The following is a 21526-nucleotide window of genomic DNA, read 5'->3' on the forward strand; positions in this document are numbered from 1 at the left end:
TACGCTGCTGGGCGATCTTGGGCGGGGACGGCGGGAGGCCGCATGGCCGGGGTGCGCAGGGCGTTGCTCATCGCGACGAGCACCTACGCCGACGCCGGGTTCGGCAGGCTGCGAGCGCCGGGGGCCGATGCCACCGGCCTGCAGCGGGTGCTGGCCGATCCGGCGATCGGCGGGTACCAGGTCGAGATCCTGCGCGACCCCGAGTACCAGGACGCCGTGCTGGCCATCGCCGACCTCTACGCCGAAGCCGGACCGGACGACCTGGTGCTGCTCTACGTGTCCGGCCACGGCGTCAAGGACGACGACGGCCGCCTCTACCTGGCGGTGACCAACTCCCGGCTGGACCGGCTGAGCGCCACCGCGATCCCCGCGGTCTTCGTGCACGACCGGATGGCCGGCAGCCGGTCGCGCGCCGTGGTGGTGTGGCTGGACTGCTGCTTCTCGGGCGCTTTCCCGCGCGGCTACCTGGTCCGGGCGGCCGACCGCCACGCCGACGTCAAGGAGCAGCTGCTGCGGGGCGGCGGCGCGGCCAACGCGTTCGCCGACGACGAGTCGCGCGGTTACGCGGTGATGACCGCCTCCACCGCGCTGCAGCACTCCGCCGAACCCGACGGCGGCACCCTCGCACCATCGCTTTTCACCCGTCAGCTGATCGAGGGACTGCGCACCGGCGACGCGGACCGCGACCGGGACGGCTCGGTCGGCGTCGGCGAGCTCTACCAGTACGTCTTCGAGCAGCTCCGCGGCGGGCCCGGTCGCCAGCAGCCCGCGCTCTACAGCCGGATCGCGGACGAGCTCTGCATCGCGCACAACCCGAACCGGCCCGCGCCCGCCGAAGTTCCGGAGCCCGAACCGGCCGCCCGGCGATCGCGGTGGCCGATCTGGGTGGGTCTCCTCGCGGTCGTGGTCATCGGTATCGCCGCTGCGATCGCCGTGCCGCAGCTGTGGGACAGGTTCGCCGCGCCCGCGCAGCAGTCCGTCGTGCTGCAGCACACCAGTGACGTCGGCGACGTCTCGATCAGCCCGGACGGCGCGCTCGTCGCCACCGCGAGCGGGCGGACCGGCGGCGCGGACCAGGGCGGCCAGGTGCAGCTGTGGGACGCGCGCTCCGGCCGCCGGGTGGCGGAGTTCACGGAGCCGGACCTGGTGCAGGCCGTGCAGTTCAGCCCGGACGGGTCGCTGCTGGCCACCGGCAACTGGGAGGACGTCGTGCGGCTCTACGACGTGGCCGGGCGGCGGCAGGTCGGCGTGCTGACCGGCCACGGGGCGCACATCACGGGTGTGGCGTTCAGCTCCGACGGCCGGCTGCTGGCGAGCACGGGAGCCGACGGGCAGGTCCGCGTCTGGGACGTCCAGGAGCAGCGCGAGATCGCCGCCATCGCCCCGGGCCAGCGTTGCTCCTCGCCGGCGTTCGGCGCGGACGCCGGACTGCTGGTCGCCAGCTGCGAAACCGGGGTGCGGGTGTGGGACGTCGCCAGCCGCGCGCCGATCGCGGTCGTCGGTGGCGCCGAGGTGATCGCCTTCGACCGCGCGGGTTCGCTGGTGCTCACCGACGAGCTCGGCGGCGTCCGGATCTGGGACGACGGGGGACGGGACCACCGCCCGCTGCTGCCGTCGGGCAGCGTGCCGGGCGCCGGTGACGTGGCGCTCGACCCGTCCGACGACCGCACGCTGGCCGCCTCGACCGGCGAGGGCGAGGTGCGGATCTGGGACGTCCGGCAGCAGCGGGTGGTGAGCACCCTCACCGGCCACACCGGAGCGATCGGGGTGATCGAGTTCAGCGCCGACGGCCGTCTGCTCGCCACCGCGAGCACCGACCGCACGGTGCGGCTCTGGCCGGTGGTGGCGCCGTGAGCTGTGATCCATCTCGCCTGCCGGGAAGGCCTTGGCGGAGTGGGTAGAGTGGCTCCCACTACGCAGACGCGGGCTCGCACCCGAGGTGGCGCGGTGGCGGCGCCGGGTGATCGAGCAGGTCAAGGGGGACCCCGTTTTGACCCTCTGAGAACGGGGCAGGTATCTTTGTTTATCGGACCCGACACCCATCGGGTCGATCCGCATGCCCGTGCATGACGTGGTCCCCTTTTCCGGGTGACTGCGCCAGCGCCGAGGATGTGTGGAACTCCTCTCGACAACCCTCCGGGGTCGTTCCCATCGGGGCGCAGCAGCGCCGCAAAGGCCGAGGAGCGGGCGACACGCCCGACCTCGTGGTGCGGGGGGAGTCCCGAAACACAGTGCCTGACAGGTGCTCGACGCCAGGGCACGCCGAAGCTCGAACGAGCGGCCGCTTGGTCGAGTACCAGAAGACGCGAACGCTGACAGAAAGCCGGTCCATGCCCACCATCCAGCAGCTGGTCCGTAAGGGCCGCCAGGACAAGGTCGCGAAGACCAAGACCGCGGCGCTCAAGGGGAGCCCGCAGCGGCGTGGCGTGTGCACCCGCGTGTACACCACCACCCCCAAGAAGCCCAACTCGGCCCTGCGCAAGGTCGCCCGTGTCAAGCTGAGCAGCGGCATCGAGGTCACGGCCTACATCCCCGGTGAGGGTCACAACCTGCAGGAGCACTCGATCGTGCTCGTTCGTGGCGGCCGTGTGAAGGACCTGCCCGGTGTGCGCTACAAGATCCTCCGCGGTTCCGCTGACACCCAGGGTGTGAAGAACCGCAAGCAGTCTCGCAGCAAGTACGGTGCGAAGAAGGAGAAGAGCTGATGCCCCGCAAGGGTCCGGCCCCGAAGCGGCCGCTGCACGCCGACCCCGTCTACGGGTCGCCGCTGGTCACGCAGCTGGTCAACAAGGTCCTGGTCGACGGCAAGCGGTCGCTGGCCGAGCGGATCGTCTACGCGGCGCTGGAAGGCTGCCGGGAGAAGACCGGCACCGACCCGGTCGTCACGCTCAAGCGTGCCCTGGACAACGTGAAGCCGACCCTGGAGGTCCGCAGCCGCCGCGTCGGTGGCGCGACCTACCAGGTGCCGATCGAGGTGCGTGCCGGTCGTTCCACGACCCTCGCGCTGCGCTGGCTGGTCAGCTACTCGCGGGCGCGCCGCGAGAAGACCATGGTCGAGCGCCTGATGAACGAGCTGCTGGACGCGAGCAACGGTCTCGGTGCGAGCGTCAAGAAGCGCGAAGACACGCACAAGATGGCGGAGTCCAACAAGGCCTTCGCGCACTACCGCTGGTGACGTCGGGTCGGCTCTTGCCCACCTTGGCCCACCGATTCAACAGCTTGCACCTGCTGTAGGGAACGGGGAAGAAACTCGTGGCACGCGACGTGCTGACTGACCTGACCAAGGTCCGCAACATCGGCATCATGGCCCACATCGATGCGGGCAAGACCACCACGACCGAGCGGATCCTGTTCTACACCGGGATCACGTACAAGATCGGCGAGGTGCACGACGGCGCCGCGACGATGGACTGGATGGAGGAGGAGCAGAAGCGGGGTATCACCATTACCTCGGCTGCTACCACCACCTTCTGGGGCGACACTCAGATCAACATCATCGACACCCCCGGGCACGTCGACTTCACCGTCGAGGTGGAGCGCTCGCTGCGCGTGCTGGACGGTGCGGTCGCGGTGTTCGACGGCAAGGAAGGTGTCGAGCCGCAGTCCGAGCAGGTCTGGCGCCAGGCGGACAAGTACGAGGTTCCGCGCATCTGCTTCGTCAACAAGATGGACAAGCTGGGTGCGGACTTCTACTTCACGGTCAAGACGATCGAGGAGCGCCTCAACGCCAAGCCGCTGGTCCTGCAGCTGCCGATCGGCGCCGAGTCCGACTTCCAGGGCGTCGTCGACCTGGTCCGCATGAAGGCGCTGACCTGGCGCGGCGAGGTCCAGAAGGGTGAGGACTACGCGGTCGAGGAGATCCCGGCCGACCTCGCCGACAAGGCCGCCGAGTACCGCGAGAAGCTGATCGAGGCCGTCGCGGAGACCGACGAGTCGCTGATGGAGGCCTACTTCGGCGGCGAGGAGCTGTCCGAGGACCAGATCAAGTCCGGCATCCGGAAGCTCACCAACAGCCGCGAGGCCTTCCCGGTCCTGTGCGGCACCGCGTTCAAGAACAAGGGCGTGCAGCCCATGCTCGACGCGGTGGTGGACTACCTGCCGTCGCCGCTGGACGTCCCGCCGGTGCAGGGCACCCTGCAGGACGGCGAGACCCCGGCGGAGCGCAAGCCGAGCGTCGACGAGCCGTTCGCCGCGCTGGTCTCGAAGATCGCGGTTCACCCGTTCTTCGGCAAGCTGACCTACGTCCGCGTCTACTCCGGCAAGGCCGCCTCCGGTGCCCAGGTCATCAACTCGACCAAGGGCAAGAAGGAGCGCATCGGGAAGATGTTCCAGATGCACTCCAACAAGGAGAACCCGGTCGAGGAGATCCAGGCGGGTCACATCTACGCGGTGATCGGTCTCAAGGACACGACCACCGGTGACACCCTGTGCGACCCGGCGAACCCGATCGTGCTGGAGTCGATGACCTTCCCGGCGCCGGTCATCGAGGTGGCCATCGAGCCGAAGACGAAGGCCGACCAGGAGAAGCTCTCCACGGCGATCCAGAAGCTCGCCGAGGAAGACCCCACGTTCCAGGTCAAGCTGGACGAGGAAACCGGTCAGACCATCATCAAGGGCATGGGCGAGCTCCACCTCGAGGTGCTGGTCAACCGGATGAAGACCGACTTCAAGGTCGAGGCGAACATCGGTAAGCCGCAGGTGGCCTACCGCGAGACGATTCGCAAGTCGATCGAGAAGCACGAGTACACGCACAAGAAGCAGACCGGTGGTTCCGGTCAGTTCGCGCGCGTGATCATCGCGGTCGACCCGATCGAGCAGACCTCCGACGCCCCGACCTACGAGTTCGCGAACAAGGTCACGGGTGGTCGGGTCCCGCGGGAGTACATCCCGTCGGTCGACCAGGGTGCGCAGGACGCGATGCAGTACGGCGTGCTGGCCGGCTACCCGCTGGTCGGCGTGAAGGTGACCTTGCTCGACGGCCAGTACCACGAGGTCGACTCCTCGGAAATGGCCTTCAAGGTCGCGGGTTCGATGGCGCTCAAGGAAGCCGCCGCCAAGGCGTCTCCCGCGCTGCTCGAACCGATGATGGCGGTCGAGGTGACCACGCCCGAGGACTACATGGGCGATGTCATCGGCGACCTGAACTCCCGCCGTGGCCAGATCCAGGCCATGGAGGAGCGCAGCGGTACCCGCGTCGTCAAGGCCCTCGTGCCGCTGTCGGAGATGTTCGGGTATGTCGGCGACCTGCGGTCCAAGACCCAGGGTCGTGCCAACTACTCGATGGTGTTCGACTCCTACGCCGAGGTTCCTTCGAACGTGGCTAAGGAGATCATCGCCAAGGCAACGGGCGAGTGACCCGCTGCCCGGCCCCTGAGCGGGACCGGGCGACGGCGACGCCTCGCGAAGGCGACCGGGGAGCAATCCCCTCCAGTTCGGCGGCGTGCGGACCGTGATCCGCGAGGACAGCGGTCCGCACGTCACCTACCCGACAGGACTCCGCCTGGCACACCAAGTCGTACGGCGGAAAGTTAACAAGTCCAGGAGGACAATCCAGTGGCGAAGGCGAAGTTCGAGAGGGACAAGCCGCACGTCAACATCGGGACCATCGGTCACGTTGACCACGGCAAGACCACGCTCACCGCAGCCATCACCAAGGTTCTGCACGACAAGTACCCGGACCTGAACCCCTTCACGCCGTTCGACGAGATCGACAAGGCGCCGGAGGAGCGCGAGCGCGGTATCACCATTCAGATCGCGCACGTCGAGTACCAGACGGAGAAGCGTCACTACGCTCACGTCGACGCTCCGGGTCACGCCGACTACGTGAAGAACATGATCACCGGTGCCGCGCAGATGGACGGCGCGATCCTGGTGGTGGCGGCGACCGACGGCCCGATGCCGCAGACCCGCGAGCACGTGCTGCTGGCCCGCCAGGTCGGCGTGCCCTACATCCTGGTCGCGCTGAACAAGTCCGACATGGTCGACGACGAGGAGATCCTCGAGCTCGTCGAGATGGAGGTCCGCGAGCTGCTGTCCGCCCAGGAGTTCCCGGGCGACGACGTGCCGGTGATCCGCGTCTCCGCGCTGAAGGCGCTGGAGGGCGACGCCGAGTGGGGCGCCAAGATCGTTGAGCTGATGGACGCGGTCGACGAGAACGTGCCGGACCCGGTGCGCGAGGTCGAGAAGCCGTTCCTGATGCCGATCGAGGACGTCTTCTCCATCACCGGCCGCGGCACCGTGGTCACCGGCCGCATCGAGCGCGGCGTCATCAACGTCAACGAGGAGGTGGAGCTCGTCGGCATCAAGGAGAAGCCGCTGAAGACCACCGTCACCGGCGTTGAGATGTTCCGCAAGCTGCTCGACCAGGGCCAGGCGGGCGACAACGTGGGTCTGCTGATCCGCGGCATCAAGCGCGAAGAGGTCGAGCGCGGCATGGTCGTCGTGAAGCCCGGCACCACCACCCCGCACACCGAGTTCGACGCGCAGGTCTACATCCTGTCCAAGGACGAGGGCGGGCGGCACACGCCGTTCTTCAACAACTACCGTCCGCAGTTCTACTTCCGGACCACCGACGTGACCGGTGTGGTGACCCTCCCCGAGGGCACCGAGATGGTCATGCCGGGCGACGACACCGCGATGTCGGTGCAGCTGATCCAGCCCATCGCGATGGACGAGGGTCTGCGCTTCGCCATCCGCGAGGGTGGCCGCACCGTCGGTGCCGGTCGCGTCACCAAGATCCACAAGTGACGTGGCGAGGGCCCGCTTCCGCTCCGGCGGAGGCGGGCCCTCTGCGTTGCGGGTGACCTCGGTCGCCTAAACGCACCCCCGATTTTGGCTGGCACAGCGGGTGTGTCATCCTGTATGGGTTGCTCGTTCAGGGCGGCTGGAAATTCGAAGCACTTCGAAGGTCCGGCCGCCTTGCTGCGAGGGCCTCGGGCCCTTGTTCCGGTTCAGGACCGCTCTCTGGCGGTGCTGATGCCACCGGTTCCCGGTAGGCGGACCGAACGGGGCGCTAGAAGGTGTACGGGCCGCAAGGCCCACCCCATCGGCGACGTTCGAGGGGACCGGTGTGCGGTAGCCGGGCGACACGCCCGACCGCGTGTACCGGGCACCAGATACCTGAACAGGGGCGGACTGAGAGCTGTGGCGGCTCCCGGGATCGGGGACCACACCAGGCTGAGGCCGCGTGGGGCACCGGGTGCGGTGCACCCGCACCCAAGACCAAACCGCGGCACGAGACTAGAGGAACGGCAAGCCACTATGGCGGGACAGAAGATCCGCATCCGGCTCAAGGCCTACGACCACGAGGCGATCGACGCGTCTGCGCGCAAGATCGTCGAGACCGTGACGCGCACCGGCGCTCGGGTCGTTGGGCCGGTGCCGCTGCCCACGGAGAAGAACGTCTACTGCGTCATCCGCTCCCCGCACAAGTACAAGGACTCGCGGGAGCACTTCGAGATGCGGACGCACAAGCGGCTCATCGACATCCTCGAACCGACGCCGAAGACGGTTGACGCGCTGATGCGCATCGACCTGCCGGCCAGCGTCGACGTGAACATCCAGTAAGCGGCGACGAGGTAGCTGGAGAGAACGAGACCTATGTCTGACAGGCAGATCAAGGGGATTCTGGGCACCAAGCTCGGCATGACCCAGGTCTTCGACGACAAGAACCGGGTCGTCCCGGTGACCGTCGTGCAGGCCGGGCCGAACGTGGTCACCCAGATCCGGACCCCTGAGAAGGACGGCTACTCGGCCGTGCAGCTGGCGTTCGGCGCCATCGACCCGCGCAAGGTGAACAAGCCGCGAGGCGGCCACTTCACCAAGGCCGGTGTCACCCCGCGCCGCCACATCGTCGAGCTGCGCACCGCGGACGCCGGTGAGTACGAGCTGGGCCAGGAGATCAGCGCCGACCTCTTCGAGTCGGGCGCCGTGGTCGACGTCGTCGGCACCAGCAAGGGCAAGGGCTTCGCGGGCACCATCAAGCGCCACGGCTTCCGCAGCCAGGGCGCGAGCCACGGTACCCAGGCGGTGCACCGCAAGCCCGGTTCCATCGGTGGCTGCGCCACCCCCGGTCGCGTGTTCAAGGGCATGCGGATGGCCGGTCGCATGGGCCGGGACCGCGTCACCACCCAGAACCTGACCGTCCACAAGGTGGAGGCCGAGACCGGCCTGCTGCTGATCAAGGGCGCAGTCCCCGGCCCCAAGGGCGGACTGGTCCTGGTTAAGAGTCCTGCGAAGGGTGGTGCGTGATGAGCCTGACGCTCGATGTCCGTACCCCGGACGGTAAGACCGACGGCACCGTCGAACTGCCCGCCGAGATCTTCGACGTGCAGGCCAACGTGGCGCTGATGCACCAGGTCGTGGTGGCCCAGCTGGCCGCCGCGCGCCAGGGCACCCACGCCACGAAGACGCGCGGTCAGGTGTCCGGCGGCGGCAAGAAGCCGTACCGCCAGAAGGGCACCGGCAACGCCCGCCAGGGCTCGATCCGCGCCCCGCAGTTCACCGGTGGCGGCGTCGTCCACGGCCCGCAGCCGCGTGACTACTCCCAGCGGACCCCGAAGAAGATGAAGGTCGCCGCCCTGCGCGGTGCCCTCTCCGACCGGGTCCGCGCCGGCCAGCTGCACGTGGTGACCGGTGTGGTCGGCGGCGAGCAGCCGTCCACCAAGTCGGCCAAGACCGCGCTGCGGACCTGGACCGAGGCCAAGAAGGTTCTGGTCGTGCTCAACCGCAACGAGGAGGAGAACTCCTGGTTGAGCCTGCGGAACCTGCAGAACGTGCACCTGATCGACCCCGGCCAGCTGAACACCTACGACGTGCTGAACAGCGACGACGTCGTGTTCACCAAGGCCGCGTTCGAGCGCTTCGTCGCTGGCCCGGTCAAGGGCCGGTCGGTCAAGGCCGCCGCGTCTTCCGCAGAGGAGGCACAGCAGTGAGCGCCGACCCGCGAGACATCATCCTTGCGCCGGTGATCTCGGAGAAGAGCTACGCGCTGCTCGAGCAGGGCCAGTACACCTTCCTGGTGGACCCCCGCTCGAACAAGACCGCCATCAAGATCGCGGTCGAGCAGATCTTCGACGTCAAGGTCACCAGCGTCAACACGATCAACCGCGAGGGCAAGCGCAAGCGGAGCCGGACCGGCTTCGGCAAGCGCAAGAACACCAAGCGGGCGATCGTCACGCTCTCGCCGGAGAGCAAGCCGATCGAGATCTTCGGCGGACCGGCCGCCTGAGGGCTGATTAGGACGAGGTTGCGTTAACCATGGGCATTCGCAAGTACAAGCCGACGACGCCGGGACGTCGTGGCTCGAGCGTGTCCGACTTCGCCGAGATCACCCGGTCGGAGCCGGAGAAGTCGTTGGTGCGGCCGCTGAACCGCAAGGCGGGCCGCAACGCTCAGGGCAAGATCACCACGCGGCACAAGGGCGGCGGCCACAAGCGGGCCTACCGCCTGATCGACTTCCGCCGCAACGACAAGGACGGTGTGCCGGCCAAGGTCGCGCACATCGAGTACGACCCGAACCGCAGCGCTCGGATCGCCCTCCTGCACTACGCGGATGGCGAGAAGCGCTACATCATCGCGCCGAACCACATCAAGCAGGGCGACGCGATCGAGAGCGGTCCGCGGGCCGACATCAAGCCGGGCAACAACCTGCCGCTGCGCAACATCCCGACCGGCACCGTGATCCACGCGATCGAGCTCCGCCCCGGACAGGGTGCGAAGATCGCTCGCTCGGCCGGTGCCCGGGTGCAGCTGGTGGCCAAGGACGGTCCGTACGCCCAGCTGCGGATGCCTTCGGGCGAGATCCGCAACGTGGACGCGCGGTGCCGGGCCACCGTTGGCGAGGTCGGCAACTCGGAGCACGCCAACATCAACTGGGGCAAGGCCGGCCGCATGCGGTGGAAGGGCAAGCGCCCGACCGTCCGCGGTGTGGTCATGAACCCGGTGGACCACCCGCACGGTGGTGGTGAGGGCAAGACCTCCGGTGGTCGCCACCCGGTCAACCCGAAGGGCAAGCCGGAGGGTCGCACCCGCCGCCGCAAGCCCAGTGACAAGCTCATCGTCCGCCGCCGCCGTACCGGCAAGAAGCGCTGAGCAGGGAGGTAAGCAAACATGCCACGCAGCCTGAAGAAGGGCCCGTTCGTGGACGACCACCTGCTCAAGAAGGTGGACGCGCTGAACGAGTCGGGCAAGAAGACCGTGATCAAGACCTGGTCCCGCCGGTCCACGATCATTCCGGACATGCTGGGGCACACCTTCGCGGTGCACGATGGCCGCAAGCACGTCCCGGTGTTCGTCACCGAGGCGATGGTCGGGCACAAGCTGGGCGAGTTCGCCCCGACCCGAACCTTCAAGGGCCACGTCAAGGAAGACCGGAAGTCGCGCCGCCGCTGAGGCGGGTCTGTGACACGAACGAGTAAGAGCAAGGGGTAGCAGGATGACAGCCCGTACCGACTCCACTGCTGCGGAGTTCCCGCACGCAGTGGCGCGGGCCCGGTTCGTCCGCGTGTCGCCGATGAAGGCGCGCCGCGTGGTCGAGCTCATCAAGGGCCGGAGTGCCGCCGATGCCCTGGCCGTGCTCCAGTTCGCGCCGCAGACCGCCAGCGGTCCGGTGTCGAAGGTGCTCGCCAGCGCGATCGCCAACGCGGAGAACAACCTCTCCCTCGACCCGGAGACGCTGGTCGTGCGCCACGCGTACGTGGACGAGGGGCCGACGCTGAAGCGGTTCCAGCCGCGTGCGCAGGGTCGCGCGTACCGGATCCGCAAGCGGACCAGCCACATCACGGTCGAGGTCGAGTCCCGGCCGAAGGCGGCGGCGAAGTCCCGAAAGAGCCAGAAGGGGAGTGCCCGGTAGTGGGTCAGAAGATCAACCCGCACGGCTTCCGACTCGGCATCACCACGGACTGGAAGTCCCGCTGGTACGCCGACAAGCAGTACTCGGAGTACGTGGCGGAGGACGTCAAGATCCGCCGGCAGCTGTCTCGCGGCATGGAGCGCGCTGGGATCTCCAAGGTCGAGATCGAGCGCACCCGCGAGCGGGTCCGCGTGGACATCCACACCGCTCGGCCGGGCATCGTCATCGGCCGTCGTGGTGCTGAGGCGGACCGCATCCGCGGTGCGCTGGAGAAGCTGACCGGCAAGCAGGTCCAGCTCAACATCCTCGAGGTGAAGAACCCCGAGGCGGACGCGCAGCTGGTCGCGCAGGGCGTGGCCGAGCAGCTGTCCAACCGCGTGTCCTTCCGGCGCGCGATGCGCAAGGCCATCCAGTCGGCCATGCGCTCGCCGCAGGTCAAGGGCATCCGGGTGCAGTGCGGCGGTCGTCTGGGCGGCGCGGAGATGTCCCGCTCGGAGTTCTACCGCGAGGGCCGGGTTCCGCTGCACACGCTGCGCGCGGACATCGACTACGGCTTCTTCGAGGCCCGCACCACCTTCGGGCGCATCGGCGTCAAGGTGTGGATCTACAAGGGCGAGCTGGTCGGTGGCCTGAAGCAGAAGCAGGAGCAGTCCGAGGTTCGTCCGCCGCGCGGCGGCGGCGACCGCGGTGAGCGCGGTGGCCGTTCCGACCGCGGCGGTCGTCGCCGGGGTGCCGGTGCGGACCGCGGCGCGGCTGACAAGTCCGCCAAGGCCGACAAGGCCGCGGAGGGCGAGCAGCAGCAGGCTCCGGCGGCTGAAGAGAAGACGGAGGGCTGAGAAGTGCTCGTCCCACGCAGGGTGAAGTGGCGCAAGAGCCACGCACCGAAGCGCAAGGGCTTCGCCAAGGGTGGCACGAAGATCAGCTTCGGTGAGTACGGCATTCAGGCGATCGAGCACGGGTACGTGACCAACCGCCAGATCGAGTCGGCCCGTATCGCGATCACCCGGCACGTCAAGCGTGGCGGCAAGGTGTGGATCAACATCTTCCCGGACCGCCCGCTGACCAAGAAGCCCGCCGAAACCCGTCAGGGTTCCGGTAAGGGTTCGCCGGAGTCCTGGGTCGCCAACGTCAAGCCCGGACGCATCATGTTCGAGCTGACCTTCCCGAACGAGAAGACGGCGGTCGAGGCGCTGACCCGTGCGGCGCACAAGCTCCCGATGAAGTGCAAGATCGTGTCCCGCGAGGGTGGTGACTTCTGATGGCAGCGGGTGTCACCGCTTCCGAGCTCCGCGAACTCAACGAGGAGGAGCTCGTCCAGCGGCTGAAGGAGGCGAAGGAGGAGCTGTTCAACCTTCGCTTCCAGATGGCCACCGGTCAGCTGAGCAACAACCGGCGGCTGCGCACGGTCCGGCAGGACATCGCCCGGATCTACACGATCATGCGCGAGCGCGAATTGGGCCTGACGGTTTCCCCCGAAGGCGCTGAGGAGGGCGCGGCATGAGCGAGAAAGAAGGACAGGGCGTGGAGCGCAACCGCCGCAAGGTGCGCGAGGGCTACGTCGTCTCGGACAAGATGGACAAGACGATCGTGGTCTCCCTCGAAGACCGCAAGAAGCACGCGCTCTACGGCAAGGTCATGCGGCAGACCAGCAAGGTCAAGGCGCACGACGAGGCCAACTCGGCCGGTGTCGGCGACCGCGTGCTGCTGATGGAGACTCGGCCGCTGTCGGCCAGCAAGCGCTGGCGACTGGTCGAGATCCTGGAGAAGGCCAAGTAAGACGGCTGGAGGGGATCGTGAGCGACAATCACTTCTTCGCTTACGGTCCCCGACCGGGTGCGGGTGTCCCGCACCAGCAGGGTTCGCGGCCCGGTCGGCCGCCGGGGAAACCCAGTGGCCGGCCGGGCTTCGTGCCGGAAGTTGACCGCGCGCGTCAGGTCGGCAATTTGGCGCGCCAGAGTGTGCTCGGGCAACCGAGCCCGGGTACTTAGGGTCAGGAGAAAGACGTGATCCAGCAGGAGTCGCGACTGCGCGTCGCCGACAACACCGGGGCCAAGGAGATCCTCACGATCCGTGTCCTCGGTGGGTCGGGTCGCCGCTACGCGGGCCTCGGGGACATCATCGTGGCGACCGTCAAGGAAGCCATCCCCGGTGCCAACGTGAAGAAGGGCGATGTGGTCAAGGCCGTCATCGTCCGCCAGAAGAAGGAACGCCGTCGTCCGGACGGTTCGTACATCCGGTTCGACGAGAACGCTGCGGTGCTGGTGAAGCCGGGCGGCGAGCCCCGCGGTACCCGCATCTTCGGGCCGGTGGCCCGCGAACTGCGCGACAAGAAGTTCATGAAGATCATCTCGCTCGCGCCGGAGGTCTTGTGATGAAGGTCAAGAAGGGCGACACGGTCGTCGTCATCTCCGGCAAGGACAAGGGCGCCAAGGGCAAGGTCATCAAGGCCATGCCGCAGGAGCAGCGAGTTCTGGTCGAGGGTGTCAACCGGATCAAGAAGCACACCAAGGTCTCGCGGACCGAGCGTGGCGCGCAGTCCGGCGGCATCGTCACCCAGGAAGCGCCGATCCACGTGAGCAACGTGATGGTCGTGGACTCCGACGGCAAGCCCACCCGAGTCGGCTACCGCATCGGTGAGGACGGCAAGAAGGTTCGCATCTCTCGTCGTAACGGTAAGGACATCTGATCATGACTACCGCTGAGAAGATCGTCCCGCGGCTCAAGACCCGTTACCGCGAGGAGATCCGCCAGGCGCTGAACGAGGAGTTCAACTACTCCAACGTGATGCAGACGCCGGGCGTGGTCAAGGTCGTGGTCAACATGGGTGTTGGCGACGCCGCTCGGGACAGCAAGCTGATCGAGGGCGCGGTCCGCGACCTGACGATCATCACCGGTCAGAAGCCGGAGATCCGGCGGGCCCGCAAGTCCATCGCGCAGTTCAAGCTGCGCGAGGGCATGCCGATCGGCGCGCGGGCGACCCTGCGCGGCGACCGCATGTGGGAGTTCCTGGACCGCCTGGTCACCATCGCGCTGCCGCGTATCCGCGACTTCCGCGGGCTGTCGCCGAAGCAGTTCGACGGCCGGGGCAACTACACGTTCGGCCTGAACGAGCAGTCGATGTTCCACGAGATCGACCCGGACAGCATCGACCGTCCGCGCGGCATGGACATCACCGTCGTTACCACGGCCACCAACAATGAGGAGGGCCGGGCGCTGCTGAAGCACCTGGGCTTCCCGTTCAAGGAGAACTGAGCGATGGCCAAGAAGGCGCTGGTTATCAAGGCTTCGAAGAAGCCGAAGTTCGGCGTTCGCGGCTACACCCGCTGCCAGCGCTGCGGGCGTCCGCGCGCGGTGTTCCGCAAGTTCGGCCTGTGCCGCGTGTGCTTCCGCGAGATGGCGCACGCCGGCGAGCTGCCCGGCGTGAGCAAGTCCTCCTGGTGAACTAAGAGGTTTCGGGTCGATTTGCGCGGCGGTGCCGGTAGCGGAACCTCAGGCGCTTCCTCGGCTGCGGGAGCCCCTCCTGATGTATGTCCAATACACGGCGGAGGGGCTGTCCTCGCGAGGAAAGCGTCTGAGAACCCGCGGCGGTGCGAGCTGCGCAGGTGGTGGAAAGCGGCTTCGCCGCTTGACACGACGACCTGGGCTTCCAGGGTCGCGTGCTGCGGGGATGCCGGCTACCGGTACCCTCAGCAGGCGTTACCAGGGCTGATGCCCACGCTCCGCGGCGTGAGCCGTGCTTGCACGCGAAATGACAAGGGGCCGACCACCGCGGTCGGAGACCCAGAACTTCGTCCAGGCCAGGATCCAGACGCGCCGCCTCCGGGCGGTGTCCGGTCGGGGTCCATCGGAACCAGACGAGAAAGGTTGAGCAGGTCATGACGATGACCGATCCGATCGCAGACATGCTGACGCGTCTGCGCAACGGAAACTCGGCATACCACGACGAGGTCGTGATGCCGCACTCCAAGCTGAAGGCGAACATCGCCGAGATCCTCAAGCGCGAGGGCTACGTGTCCGGTTCCCGCGTCGAAGAGGGCGAGAACTGCAAGCAGCTCGTTGTCGAGCTCAAGTACGGCCCGAACCGCGAGCGGAGCATCGCGGGCCTGCGCCGGGTCTCCAAGCCCGGTCTGCGGGTCTACGCCAAGTCCACCAACCTGCCCAAGGTGCTGGGTGGCCTGGGCGTCGCCATCATCTCGACCTCCGGCGGTCTGCTGACCGACCGGCAGGCCATGAAGAAGGGCGTGGGCGGGGAAGTCCTCGCCTACGTCTGGTAAGGGAGGAGGAGCGGCAATGTCGCGCATCGGAAAGCTGCCGATCACCGTCCCCTCCGGCGTCGAGGTGACCATCGACGGCCAGTCGGTGACGGTGAAGGGCCCCAAGGGCACGCTTGAGCACCAGGTCGCGGAACCCATCGTCGTCGAGCGGGACGAGGATGGCGCGATTCTGGTCAAGCGCCCGAACGACGAGCGGGAGAGCCGGTCGCTGCACGGGCTCACCCGGACCCTGGTGAACAACATGGTCATCGGGGTCAGCCAGGGCTACGAAAAGGGCCTGGAGATCCACGGCGTCGGTTACCGCGTGCTGCTGAAGGGATCGAACCTCGAGTTCTCCCTCGGCTACAGCCACCCCATCGTGATCGAACCGCCGCAGGGCATCCAGTTCGCGGTCGACGGCCCGACCAAGATTTCGGTCAAGGGCATCGACAAGCAGCTGGTCGGCGAGATCGCGGCCAGGATTCGCAAGCTGCGCAAGCCGGACCCGTACAAGGGCAAGGGTGTCCGCTACGCAGGTGAGAACATCCGCCGCAAGGTCGGGAAGACGGGTAAGTGACCATGAGCGAGACGACAGCTACCAAGCGCAAGCCGGTGGGCAAGGACATCTCGACCAAGCGTCGGCTTGCCCGCGCCAAGCGGCACACGCGCATCCGCAAGAAGATCCTCGGCACCGCCGAGCGCCCGCGCCTGGTCGTGACCCGGTCGCTGCGCCACATCGTTGCCCAGGTCATCGACGACACCAAGGGTCACACCCTGGCGTCGGCGACCAGCCTGGAGGCCGACGTCCGCGCGCTCGAGGGCGACAAGAAGGCCAAGGCCACCAAGGTCGGCGAACTGGTCGCAGCCCGGGCCAAGGAAGCCGGCGTGGAGAAGGTCGTCTTCGACCGCGGCGGCAACGACTACCACGGTCGGGTCGCCGCGCTGGCGGACGCCGCGCGTGACGGCGGACTGGAGTTCTGACAAGTGGGTAAGAACGAGAACGGAAGGGACGCCTGATGCCTGGACGCACTCGGCGTGAGGGCGGGGAGTCCGGCGGCAAGGACCGCCGGGACCGCCGCGACGGCGGCCGTGGCGGGGCGGCCCAAGAGAAGACCCCGCAGTTCGAACGCGTCGTGACCATCAACCGTGTCGCGAAGGTCGTCAAGGGTGGTCGGCGCTTCAGCTTCACCGCGCTGGTCGTCGTCGGCGACGGCGACGGCATGGTCGGTGTCGGCTACGGCAAGGCCAAGGAAGTTCCGGCGGCCATCGCCAAGGGCGTCGAGGAGGCGAAGAAGAACTTCTTCCGCGTCCCGCGCCTGGGCGGCACCATCACGCACCCGGTGCAGGGCGAGGAGGCGGCCGGCGTCGTGCTGCTGCGTCCGGCCAGCGCCGGTACCGGTGTTATCGCCGGTGGCCCGGTGCGCGCGGTGCTCGAGTGCGCCGGCATCCACGACGTGCTGAGCAAGTCGCTGGGCAGCGACAACCCGATCAACATCGTGCACGCCACGGTCGACGCGCTGAAGCAGCTGCAGCGGCCGGAGGAGGTCGCGGCTCGCCGTGGCCTGCCGCTCGAGGACGTCGCTCCGGCGTTCATCCTGCGTGCCCGTGCTGCGCAGCAGGGGGTCTGATCGACATGGCACAGCTGAAGATCACCCAGGTGCGTGGTCTGGTCGGCACCAAGCAGAACCAGCGCGACACCATGCGCTCCCTCGGGCTGCGCAAGATCCGTCAGTCCGTCGTGCGTCCGGATGACTCGAACGTGCGCGGCATGATCAATGCCGTCCGTCACCTGGTGACGGTCGAGGAGGTCGACTGACATGGTCATCAAACTGCACGACCTGCGTCCGGCCCCGGGTGCCAAGCGGGACAAGATCCGCGTCGGTCGCGGTGAGGGTTCCAAGGGCAAGACCGCCGGCCGCGGTACCAAGGGCACCAAGGCCCGCAAGAACGTCTCCCCGCGCTTCGAGGGCGGGCAGATGCCGATCCACATGCGGCTCCCGAAGCTCCGCGGCTTCAAGAACCGCTTCCGCACCGAGTACCAGGGTGTGAACGTGGCGCGGCTGGCCGAGGCGTTCCCGGAGGGCGGCACCGTCGGCATCGCCGAGCTGGTCGCCAAGGGCCTGGTCAAGAAGAACGAACTGGTGAAGATCCTCGGCGACGGGGACCTCGAGGGCATCAAGCTGGACGTGACCGCGCACGCGTTCACCGGCAGCGCCCAGGAGAAGATCACCGCTGCGGGCGGCTCGGCCACCAAGCTGGACCGCTGAGCTTGCAACGACGATGAGGGCCGGTCGGCGAGAAGTCGACCGGCCCTCACCATTTTTCCCGAACAGGTGATGTGTGAAGGGCATCTTTTTCCCGGGCCGACCGGGGGAGAGACGCCCTTCGCGCGTTTCCGCGCGGCATCGGAACCCGTTGGGGCACATGGTTTTCCCCCATTCGCGGGGTGTCCGGCGACGATGTTCGCCGTGGGCGGACGCAGTGATCACGCGTGAGGCTTCGGTCGCCGAACGTGGCAGGGCTCAGGCCTGCTAGAGTCGCCCCGGCAGTGCCGTGATGAACGGGTGCTGCGGAAATTGCCGCATCTTTCCCCGGCCGGTTTCGACCGGCTCGCGTACAGGAGGTTCGCGTGCTCGGCGCCTTCCGCTCGGCTCTGGCGACGCCGGACCTGCGCCGCAAGATCCTGTTCACCCTCGGCATGGTGGTGCTCTACCGACTCGGCGCCACGATCCCGTCGCCGGGGGTGTCGTACCCGAACATCCAGCAGTGCATCGAGCAGATCGAGGGCAGCGGCTCGCAGAGCGTCTACTCCCTGCTCAACCTCTTCAGCGGTGGTGCGCTGCTGCAACTCTCGGTGCTGTCGCTGGGCATCATGCCCTACATCACCGCGAGCATCATCGTCCAGCTGCTGCAGGTGGTCATCCCGCGCTTCGAGCAGCTGAAGAAGGAAGGCCAGTCCGGCCAGGCGAAGCTGACCCAGTACACCCGGTACCTGACGATCGCGCTGGCGGTCCTGCAGGGCACCGGCGTGGTGGCGCTCGCCGTGCGCGGCCAGCTGTTCCAGGGCTGCTCGGTCTCGCCGATCCCGGACGACTCGGTGCTGAACCTGATCACCATCGTGGTCGTGATGACCGCCGGTGCGGCCGTCCTGATGTGGATGGGCGAGCTGATCACCGAGCGCGGCATCGGCAACGGCATGTCGCTGCTGATCTTCGTCTCCATCGCGGCCCGCATCCCGGCCGAGGGCGGCGCGATCCTGCAGTCGCACGGCGGCCTGGTGTTCGCGGTGGTCTGCTGCTTCGCGGTCGTGATCATCGGCACCGTGGTCTTCATCGAGCAGGCCCAGCGCCGGATCCCGGTGCAGTACGCCAAGCGCATGATCGGCCGCCGGATGTACGGCGGCACCTCCACCTACCTGCCGCTGAAGGTGAACCAGGCGGGTGTCATCCCGGTCATCTTCGGTTCCTCCCTGCTGTACCTGCCGCAGCTGATCGGTCAGCTGGCCGGCAACCAGGACAGCTGGTGGGCGCGCTTCATCCAGACCTACATCGTCGATCCGTCCAGCTGGGTGCACATCCTGCTGTACATGGCGCTGATCGTCTTCTTCGCGTACTTCTACGTGTCGATCACGTTCAACCCCGAAGAGCGCGCGGACGACATGAAGAAGTTCGGCGGCTTCATCCCGGGCATCCGCCCGGGGCGGCCGACCGCCGAGTACCTGAACTTCGTGCTCTCCCGGATCACCCTGCCCGGCGCGCTGTACCTGGGCATCATCGCGATCCTGCCGAACTTCTTCCTCGGCATCACCGGTAGCGGCCAGAACCAGAACTTCCCGTTCGGCGGCACCGCGGTGCTGATCATGGTCAACGTCGGTCTGGACACCGTGAAGCAAATCGAGAGCCAGCTCACGCAGCGCAAGTACGAGGGATTCCTCCGGTAAGCTGTGCGGTCCGGGCACGACTTTGTCGTGCCCGGATACCGCAGTTTCCGGCATGGCCCGGTGCCGTGCCGGCCCGTGCGCGGAGTGGAGCAGCGGTCGCTCGCATGCAGGTGGGCGCCGCACAGCGCTCGTCAGGAGTTGGCGTGCGATCGGATTGATTCGGAGGCAGACCCTTGGTGCGATTGGTTCTCGTGGGCCCGCCCGGTGCGGGCAAGGGCACCCAGGCCGCGGTGCTGAGCGAGCAGCTCGGCGTTCCGCACATCTCCACCGGAGATCTGTTCCGCGCCAACATCGGCAACGAGACGCCGCTCGGCCAGAAGGCCAAGAGCTACATGGACGCCGGTGAGCTGGTGCCGGACGAGGTCACCAACGAGATGGTGCGCGACCGGCTGGGCGACGAGGACGCCGCGAAGGGCTTCCTGCTCGACGGCTACCCGCGCAACACCGCGCAGGCCGAGGTGCTGCGCGGCATGCTCGCCGCGGACGACACCGAGCTGACCGCCGTGCTGCAGTTCGACGTGCCGGAGGAGGAGCTGGTCAAGCGCATGCTGGCGCGCGGCCGCTCGGACGACACCGAGGACGTCATCCGCCGCCGGCTGGCGGTCTACCGGTCGGAGACCGAGCCGCTGCTCGACTACTACCAGGACCGGATCATCAAGATCGACGCGGTGGGCTCGATCGAGGAGATCACCGCTCGCGCGCTGGAAGCGCTCCGCGACCGCAGCTGAACCGGGTCGAAGCCGGTCCGAAGACTCTTTGTGAAGGTGAGTGCGTTGTTGCGTCGGGGGAAGGGCATCGAGCTCAAGTCTCGTGGCGAGATCGAGGCGATGCGCGCGGCGGGACTCGTCGTCGCCCGCACGCTGGCCGCGGTGACCGCGCAGGCCAAGGCCGGGGCGAGCACCGGTGAGCTGGACGAGCTCGCCGAGCAGACGATCCGCGATGCGGGAGCGGTGCCCTCCTTCAAGGGCTACCACGGCTTCCCGGCGTCGATCTGCGCCTCGCTGAACGAGAAGGTCGTGCACGGGATCCCGTCGCGCGACGAGGTCCTGGCCGAGGGCGACCTGCTCTCGGTGGACTGCGGCGCGATCCTGGACGGCTGGCACGGTGACTCCGCGGTGACGCTGGCGATCGGCGAGGTCGGGGAGGCCGACCGCGCGCTGTCGGCGGCCACCGAGGCGTCGATGTGGGCCGGGATCGAGCAGGTCCGGGCGGGCAACAAGCTGACCGACATCTCCCACGCGGTGGAGACCGCGGCGCGGGCCGCGGCGAAGGCCGACGGCCGGGAGTACGGGATCATCGCCGAGTACGGCGGGCACGGCATCGGCACCCAGATGCACATGGAGCCGTTCCTGCCGAACCTCGGCAAGCCGGGCCGCGGCCCGAAGCTTCGCGTCGGGATGGCGATCGCGGTGGAGCCGATGCTCACCCTCGGCACGGCCGAGACCGAGGAGCTCGACGACGAGTGGACCGTGGTGACGGCCGACCGCTCCCGCGCAGCGCACTGGGAGCACACGGTGGCGATCACCGACGACGGCCCCTGGGTCCTCACCGCTCCCGAGAGCTGACAGTTCCGCCTCCCCGCGATCTTCAGTGGTGGTGTCGTTTCGGGGTGATCTCGCGTTTTCGGGGTTTCTTGTGGCTGGGTTGCGTCACGTTCCCCTGAGGTGCGGTTGGGTGGGGCGCGGGACTGGGCCCGGCAAAGTCGTCCGGGCCCAAGACTGAAACTGCCCCGGCACCCCGGGCGCCGGGCACCCCGATACCGCCGTGGCCGGGGTGCCGCTGGGGTCATCGCATTGAAATCACACGTCACTTCGGGCGGCGGCAGGCGTAGACGCGGGCCGGCGGGACGTTGCGCCAGACCGCGGTGCGCGGCATGATCTCGTCGAAGGTGTCGTGGAGGGCGTCGAGGAACGCCCTGGTGGGCGGGCGCCACAGCGTCGTCAGGTAGGTGACGGTGGTGAACACGCCGTCCGCCGACATCACCGAGGCCGCTTCGTGCAGGAGCTCGCGCTGCTTCTCCGGTGTCAGGAGCGTCCACGGGATGCTGCTGATCACCGCGTCGACCTTGTCGACGCCCGCCGCGTCGAGGATCTTGCGCAGGTGGGTGGCATCGCCCTCGATGACCTCCAGCCACGGCTTGGTGCGCTCCAGGAACTGGACCATCTTCGGGTCTATCTCGACGGCCAGGTGGCGGGCGCCCTCGGACAGCCTCCGCTGGATCGGCCCGCTGAGCGCGCCGGTGCCCGGCCCGAGCTCCAGCACGGTCGGGGCGCCCGAGCTGGGCACCACGGCGGCCACCGCCTCCGCGACGTACCGCGACGTCGGCAGCACCGCGCCCACCGTGGCCGGCTGACGAGCTGCGCTGTTCAGGAACGTCCAGTACTCGCGCAGCTTCTTACGCTTGCTCACGCCTACTCCTACCATCCAGTGGAACGCCGAGACGTTAACCCCTTCGGGGTCCGCGCGGTGCAACCGCGCACG

General features: G+C 67.9%; 30 protein-coding genes. 29 read left to right on the plus strand and 1 reads right to left on the minus strand.

What is annotated here, in order from left to right:
* Window positions 1–42 precede the first annotated feature (42 nt).
* The 29 genes from ATL45_RS16695 to map all read left to right on the plus strand — a co-directional run bounded on the left by ATL45_RS16695 (window position 43) and on the right by map (window position 20610).
* Window positions 43–1854: a caspase, EACC1-associated type gene (locus ATL45_RS16695; RefSeq protein ID WP_093155233.1), complete on the plus strand. Its 1812-nt coding sequence runs from the start codon at window positions 43–45 to the stop codon at window positions 1852–1854.
* A 476-nt stretch (window positions 1855–2330) separates the two neighbouring features.
* Window positions 2331–2705, plus strand: a complete 375-nt coding sequence (gene rpsL / locus ATL45_RS16700; RefSeq protein WP_093155402.1) for a 30S ribosomal protein S12 — start codon at window positions 2331–2333, stop codon at window positions 2703–2705.
* A complete protein-coding gene (gene rpsG, locus ATL45_RS16705; protein WP_093155232.1) occupies window positions 2705–3175 on the plus strand; it encodes a 30S ribosomal protein S7 in 471 nt (156 codons plus the stop codon). Before rpsL ends, rpsG begins: the two co-directional genes overlap by 1 nt.
* Before the next feature lie 77 nt (window positions 3176–3252).
* On the plus strand, window positions 3253–5355 hold the full coding sequence (gene fusA, locus ATL45_RS16710) for an elongation factor G (RefSeq protein WP_093155230.1): 2103 nt from the start codon (window positions 3253–3255) through the stop codon (window positions 5353–5355).
* Between the two features lie 198 nt (window positions 5356–5553).
* Window positions 5554–6747 (plus strand): elongation factor Tu, encoded by a 1194-nt coding sequence (gene tuf / locus ATL45_RS16715; protein ID WP_093155229.1) that lies wholly within the window; start codon window positions 5554–5556, stop codon window positions 6745–6747.
* 513 nt (window positions 6748–7260) lie between these two features.
* Window positions 7261–7566: a 30S ribosomal protein S10 gene (gene rpsJ, locus ATL45_RS16720; RefSeq protein WP_009948626.1), complete on the plus strand. Its 306-nt coding sequence runs from the start codon at window positions 7261–7263 to the stop codon at window positions 7564–7566.
* Between the two features lie 33 nt (window positions 7567–7599).
* Complete coding sequence (gene rplC, locus ATL45_RS16725; protein ID WP_093155228.1) at window positions 7600–8250, plus strand: 50S ribosomal protein L3; 651 nt, start codon at window positions 7600–7602, stop codon at window positions 8248–8250.
* Window positions 8250–8933: a 50S ribosomal protein L4 gene (gene rplD, locus ATL45_RS16730; protein ID WP_093155226.1), complete on the plus strand. Its 684-nt coding sequence runs from the start codon at window positions 8250–8252 to the stop codon at window positions 8931–8933. The genes rplC and rplD overlap by 1 nt, the downstream gene beginning before the upstream one ends.
* Window positions 8930–9229, plus strand: coding sequence for a 50S ribosomal protein L23 (rplW, locus tag ATL45_RS16735; RefSeq protein WP_093155225.1), 300 nt, complete (start codon window positions 8930–8932; stop codon window positions 9227–9229). The genes rplD and rplW overlap by 4 nt, the downstream gene beginning before the upstream one ends.
* A gap of 29 nt (window positions 9230–9258) precedes the next feature.
* Window positions 9259–10092 carry a 50S ribosomal protein L2 gene (gene rplB / locus ATL45_RS16740; RefSeq protein WP_093155223.1) on the plus strand — a complete coding sequence of 278 codons (834 nt, stop codon included), beginning with the start codon at window positions 9259–9261 and terminating at the stop codon, window positions 10090–10092.
* An 18-nt stretch (window positions 10093–10110) separates the two neighbouring features.
* Window positions 10111–10392, plus strand: a complete 282-nt coding sequence (gene rpsS, locus ATL45_RS16745; RefSeq protein WP_093155222.1) for a 30S ribosomal protein S19 — start codon at window positions 10111–10113, stop codon at window positions 10390–10392.
* Between the two features lie 43 nt (window positions 10393–10435).
* On the plus strand, window positions 10436–10852 hold the full coding sequence (gene rplV, locus ATL45_RS16750) for a 50S ribosomal protein L22 (RefSeq protein WP_177242009.1): 417 nt from the start codon (window positions 10436–10438) through the stop codon (window positions 10850–10852).
* Entirely contained in the window at window positions 10852–11688 is an 837-nt protein-coding gene (gene rpsC, locus ATL45_RS16755; RefSeq protein ID WP_093155219.1) for a 30S ribosomal protein S3, read from the plus strand. The genes rplV and rpsC overlap by 1 nt, the downstream gene beginning before the upstream one ends.
* Before the next feature lie 3 nt (window positions 11689–11691).
* On the plus strand, window positions 11692–12111 hold the full coding sequence (rplP, locus tag ATL45_RS16760; protein ID WP_093155217.1) for a 50S ribosomal protein L16: 420 nt from the start codon (window positions 11692–11694) through the stop codon (window positions 12109–12111).
* Complete coding sequence (rpmC, locus tag ATL45_RS16765) at window positions 12111–12353, plus strand: 50S ribosomal protein L29 (protein ID WP_093155216.1); 243 nt, start codon at window positions 12111–12113, stop codon at window positions 12351–12353. Before rplP ends, rpmC begins: the two co-directional genes overlap by 1 nt.
* Complete coding sequence (gene rpsQ, locus ATL45_RS16770; protein WP_093155214.1) at window positions 12350–12628, plus strand: 30S ribosomal protein S17; 279 nt, start codon at window positions 12350–12352, stop codon at window positions 12626–12628. The genes rpmC and rpsQ overlap by 4 nt, the downstream gene beginning before the upstream one ends.
* Before the next feature lie 227 nt (window positions 12629–12855).
* Window positions 12856–13224: a 50S ribosomal protein L14 gene (rplN, locus tag ATL45_RS16775; RefSeq protein ID WP_093155213.1), complete on the plus strand. Its 369-nt coding sequence runs from the start codon at window positions 12856–12858 to the stop codon at window positions 13222–13224.
* Complete coding sequence (gene rplX / locus ATL45_RS16780) at window positions 13224–13538, plus strand: 50S ribosomal protein L24 (RefSeq protein WP_093155211.1); 315 nt, start codon at window positions 13224–13226, stop codon at window positions 13536–13538. The genes rplN and rplX overlap by 1 nt, the downstream gene beginning before the upstream one ends.
* A gap of 2 nt (window positions 13539–13540) precedes the next feature.
* A complete protein-coding gene (gene rplE / locus ATL45_RS16785) occupies window positions 13541–14104 on the plus strand; it encodes a 50S ribosomal protein L5 (RefSeq protein WP_093155210.1) in 564 nt (187 codons plus the stop codon).
* Between the two features lie 3 nt (window positions 14105–14107).
* Entirely contained in the window at window positions 14108–14293 is a 186-nt protein-coding gene (locus ATL45_RS16790) for a type Z 30S ribosomal protein S14 (RefSeq protein ID WP_093155208.1), read from the plus strand.
* Between the two features lie 434 nt (window positions 14294–14727).
* A complete protein-coding gene (rpsH, locus tag ATL45_RS16795) occupies window positions 14728–15126 on the plus strand; it encodes a 30S ribosomal protein S8 (protein ID WP_010315396.1) in 399 nt (132 codons plus the stop codon).
* 16 nt (window positions 15127–15142) lie between these two features.
* Window positions 15143–15682 carry a 50S ribosomal protein L6 gene (rplF, locus tag ATL45_RS16800; RefSeq protein ID WP_093155207.1) on the plus strand — a complete coding sequence of 180 codons (540 nt, stop codon included), beginning with the start codon at window positions 15143–15145 and terminating at the stop codon, window positions 15680–15682.
* Window positions 15683–15684: 2 nt separating this feature from the next.
* Window positions 15685–16086: a 50S ribosomal protein L18 gene (gene rplR, locus ATL45_RS16805; RefSeq protein ID WP_235863516.1), complete on the plus strand. Its 402-nt coding sequence runs from the start codon at window positions 15685–15687 to the stop codon at window positions 16084–16086.
* 35 nt (window positions 16087–16121) lie between these two features.
* Complete coding sequence (rpsE, locus tag ATL45_RS16810) at window positions 16122–16733, plus strand: 30S ribosomal protein S5 (RefSeq protein WP_093155204.1); 612 nt, start codon at window positions 16122–16124, stop codon at window positions 16731–16733.
* 5 nt (window positions 16734–16738) lie between these two features.
* Entirely contained in the window at window positions 16739–16921 is a 183-nt protein-coding gene (rpmD, locus tag ATL45_RS16815) for a 50S ribosomal protein L30 (protein ID WP_010315387.1), read from the plus strand.
* A 1-nt stretch (window position 16922) separates the two neighbouring features.
* The gene (gene rplO / locus ATL45_RS16820) at window positions 16923–17372 is read left to right on the plus strand and encodes a 50S ribosomal protein L15 (protein WP_093155202.1); all 450 of its coding nucleotides are present in this window, start codon (window positions 16923–16925) and stop codon (window positions 17370–17372) included.
* Window positions 17373–17734: 362 nt separating this feature from the next.
* On the plus strand, window positions 17735–19045 hold the full coding sequence (gene secY, locus ATL45_RS16825) for a preprotein translocase subunit SecY (protein ID WP_093155201.1): 1311 nt from the start codon (window positions 17735–17737) through the stop codon (window positions 19043–19045).
* Window positions 19046–19218: 173 nt separating this feature from the next.
* The gene (locus ATL45_RS16830) at window positions 19219–19773 is read left to right on the plus strand and encodes an adenylate kinase (protein ID WP_093155199.1); all 555 of its coding nucleotides are present in this window, start codon (window positions 19219–19221) and stop codon (window positions 19771–19773) included.
* 45 nt (window positions 19774–19818) lie between these two features.
* A complete protein-coding gene (gene map / locus ATL45_RS16835) occupies window positions 19819–20610 on the plus strand; it encodes a type I methionyl aminopeptidase (RefSeq protein ID WP_093155198.1) in 792 nt (263 codons plus the stop codon).
* 241 nt (window positions 20611–20851) lie between these two features.
* Here map and ATL45_RS16840 read toward each other — a convergent pair whose 3' ends face one another.
* Complete coding sequence (locus ATL45_RS16840) at window positions 20852–21454, minus strand: class I SAM-dependent methyltransferase (RefSeq protein ID WP_093155196.1); 603 nt, start codon at window positions 21452–21454, stop codon at window positions 20852–20854.
* Window positions 21455–21526: the final 72 nt, after the last annotated feature.

This window comes from Saccharopolyspora antimicrobica, from assembly GCF_003635025.1.
Classification (GTDB): Bacteria; Actinomycetota; Actinomycetes; order Mycobacteriales; family Pseudonocardiaceae; genus Saccharopolyspora; species Saccharopolyspora antimicrobica.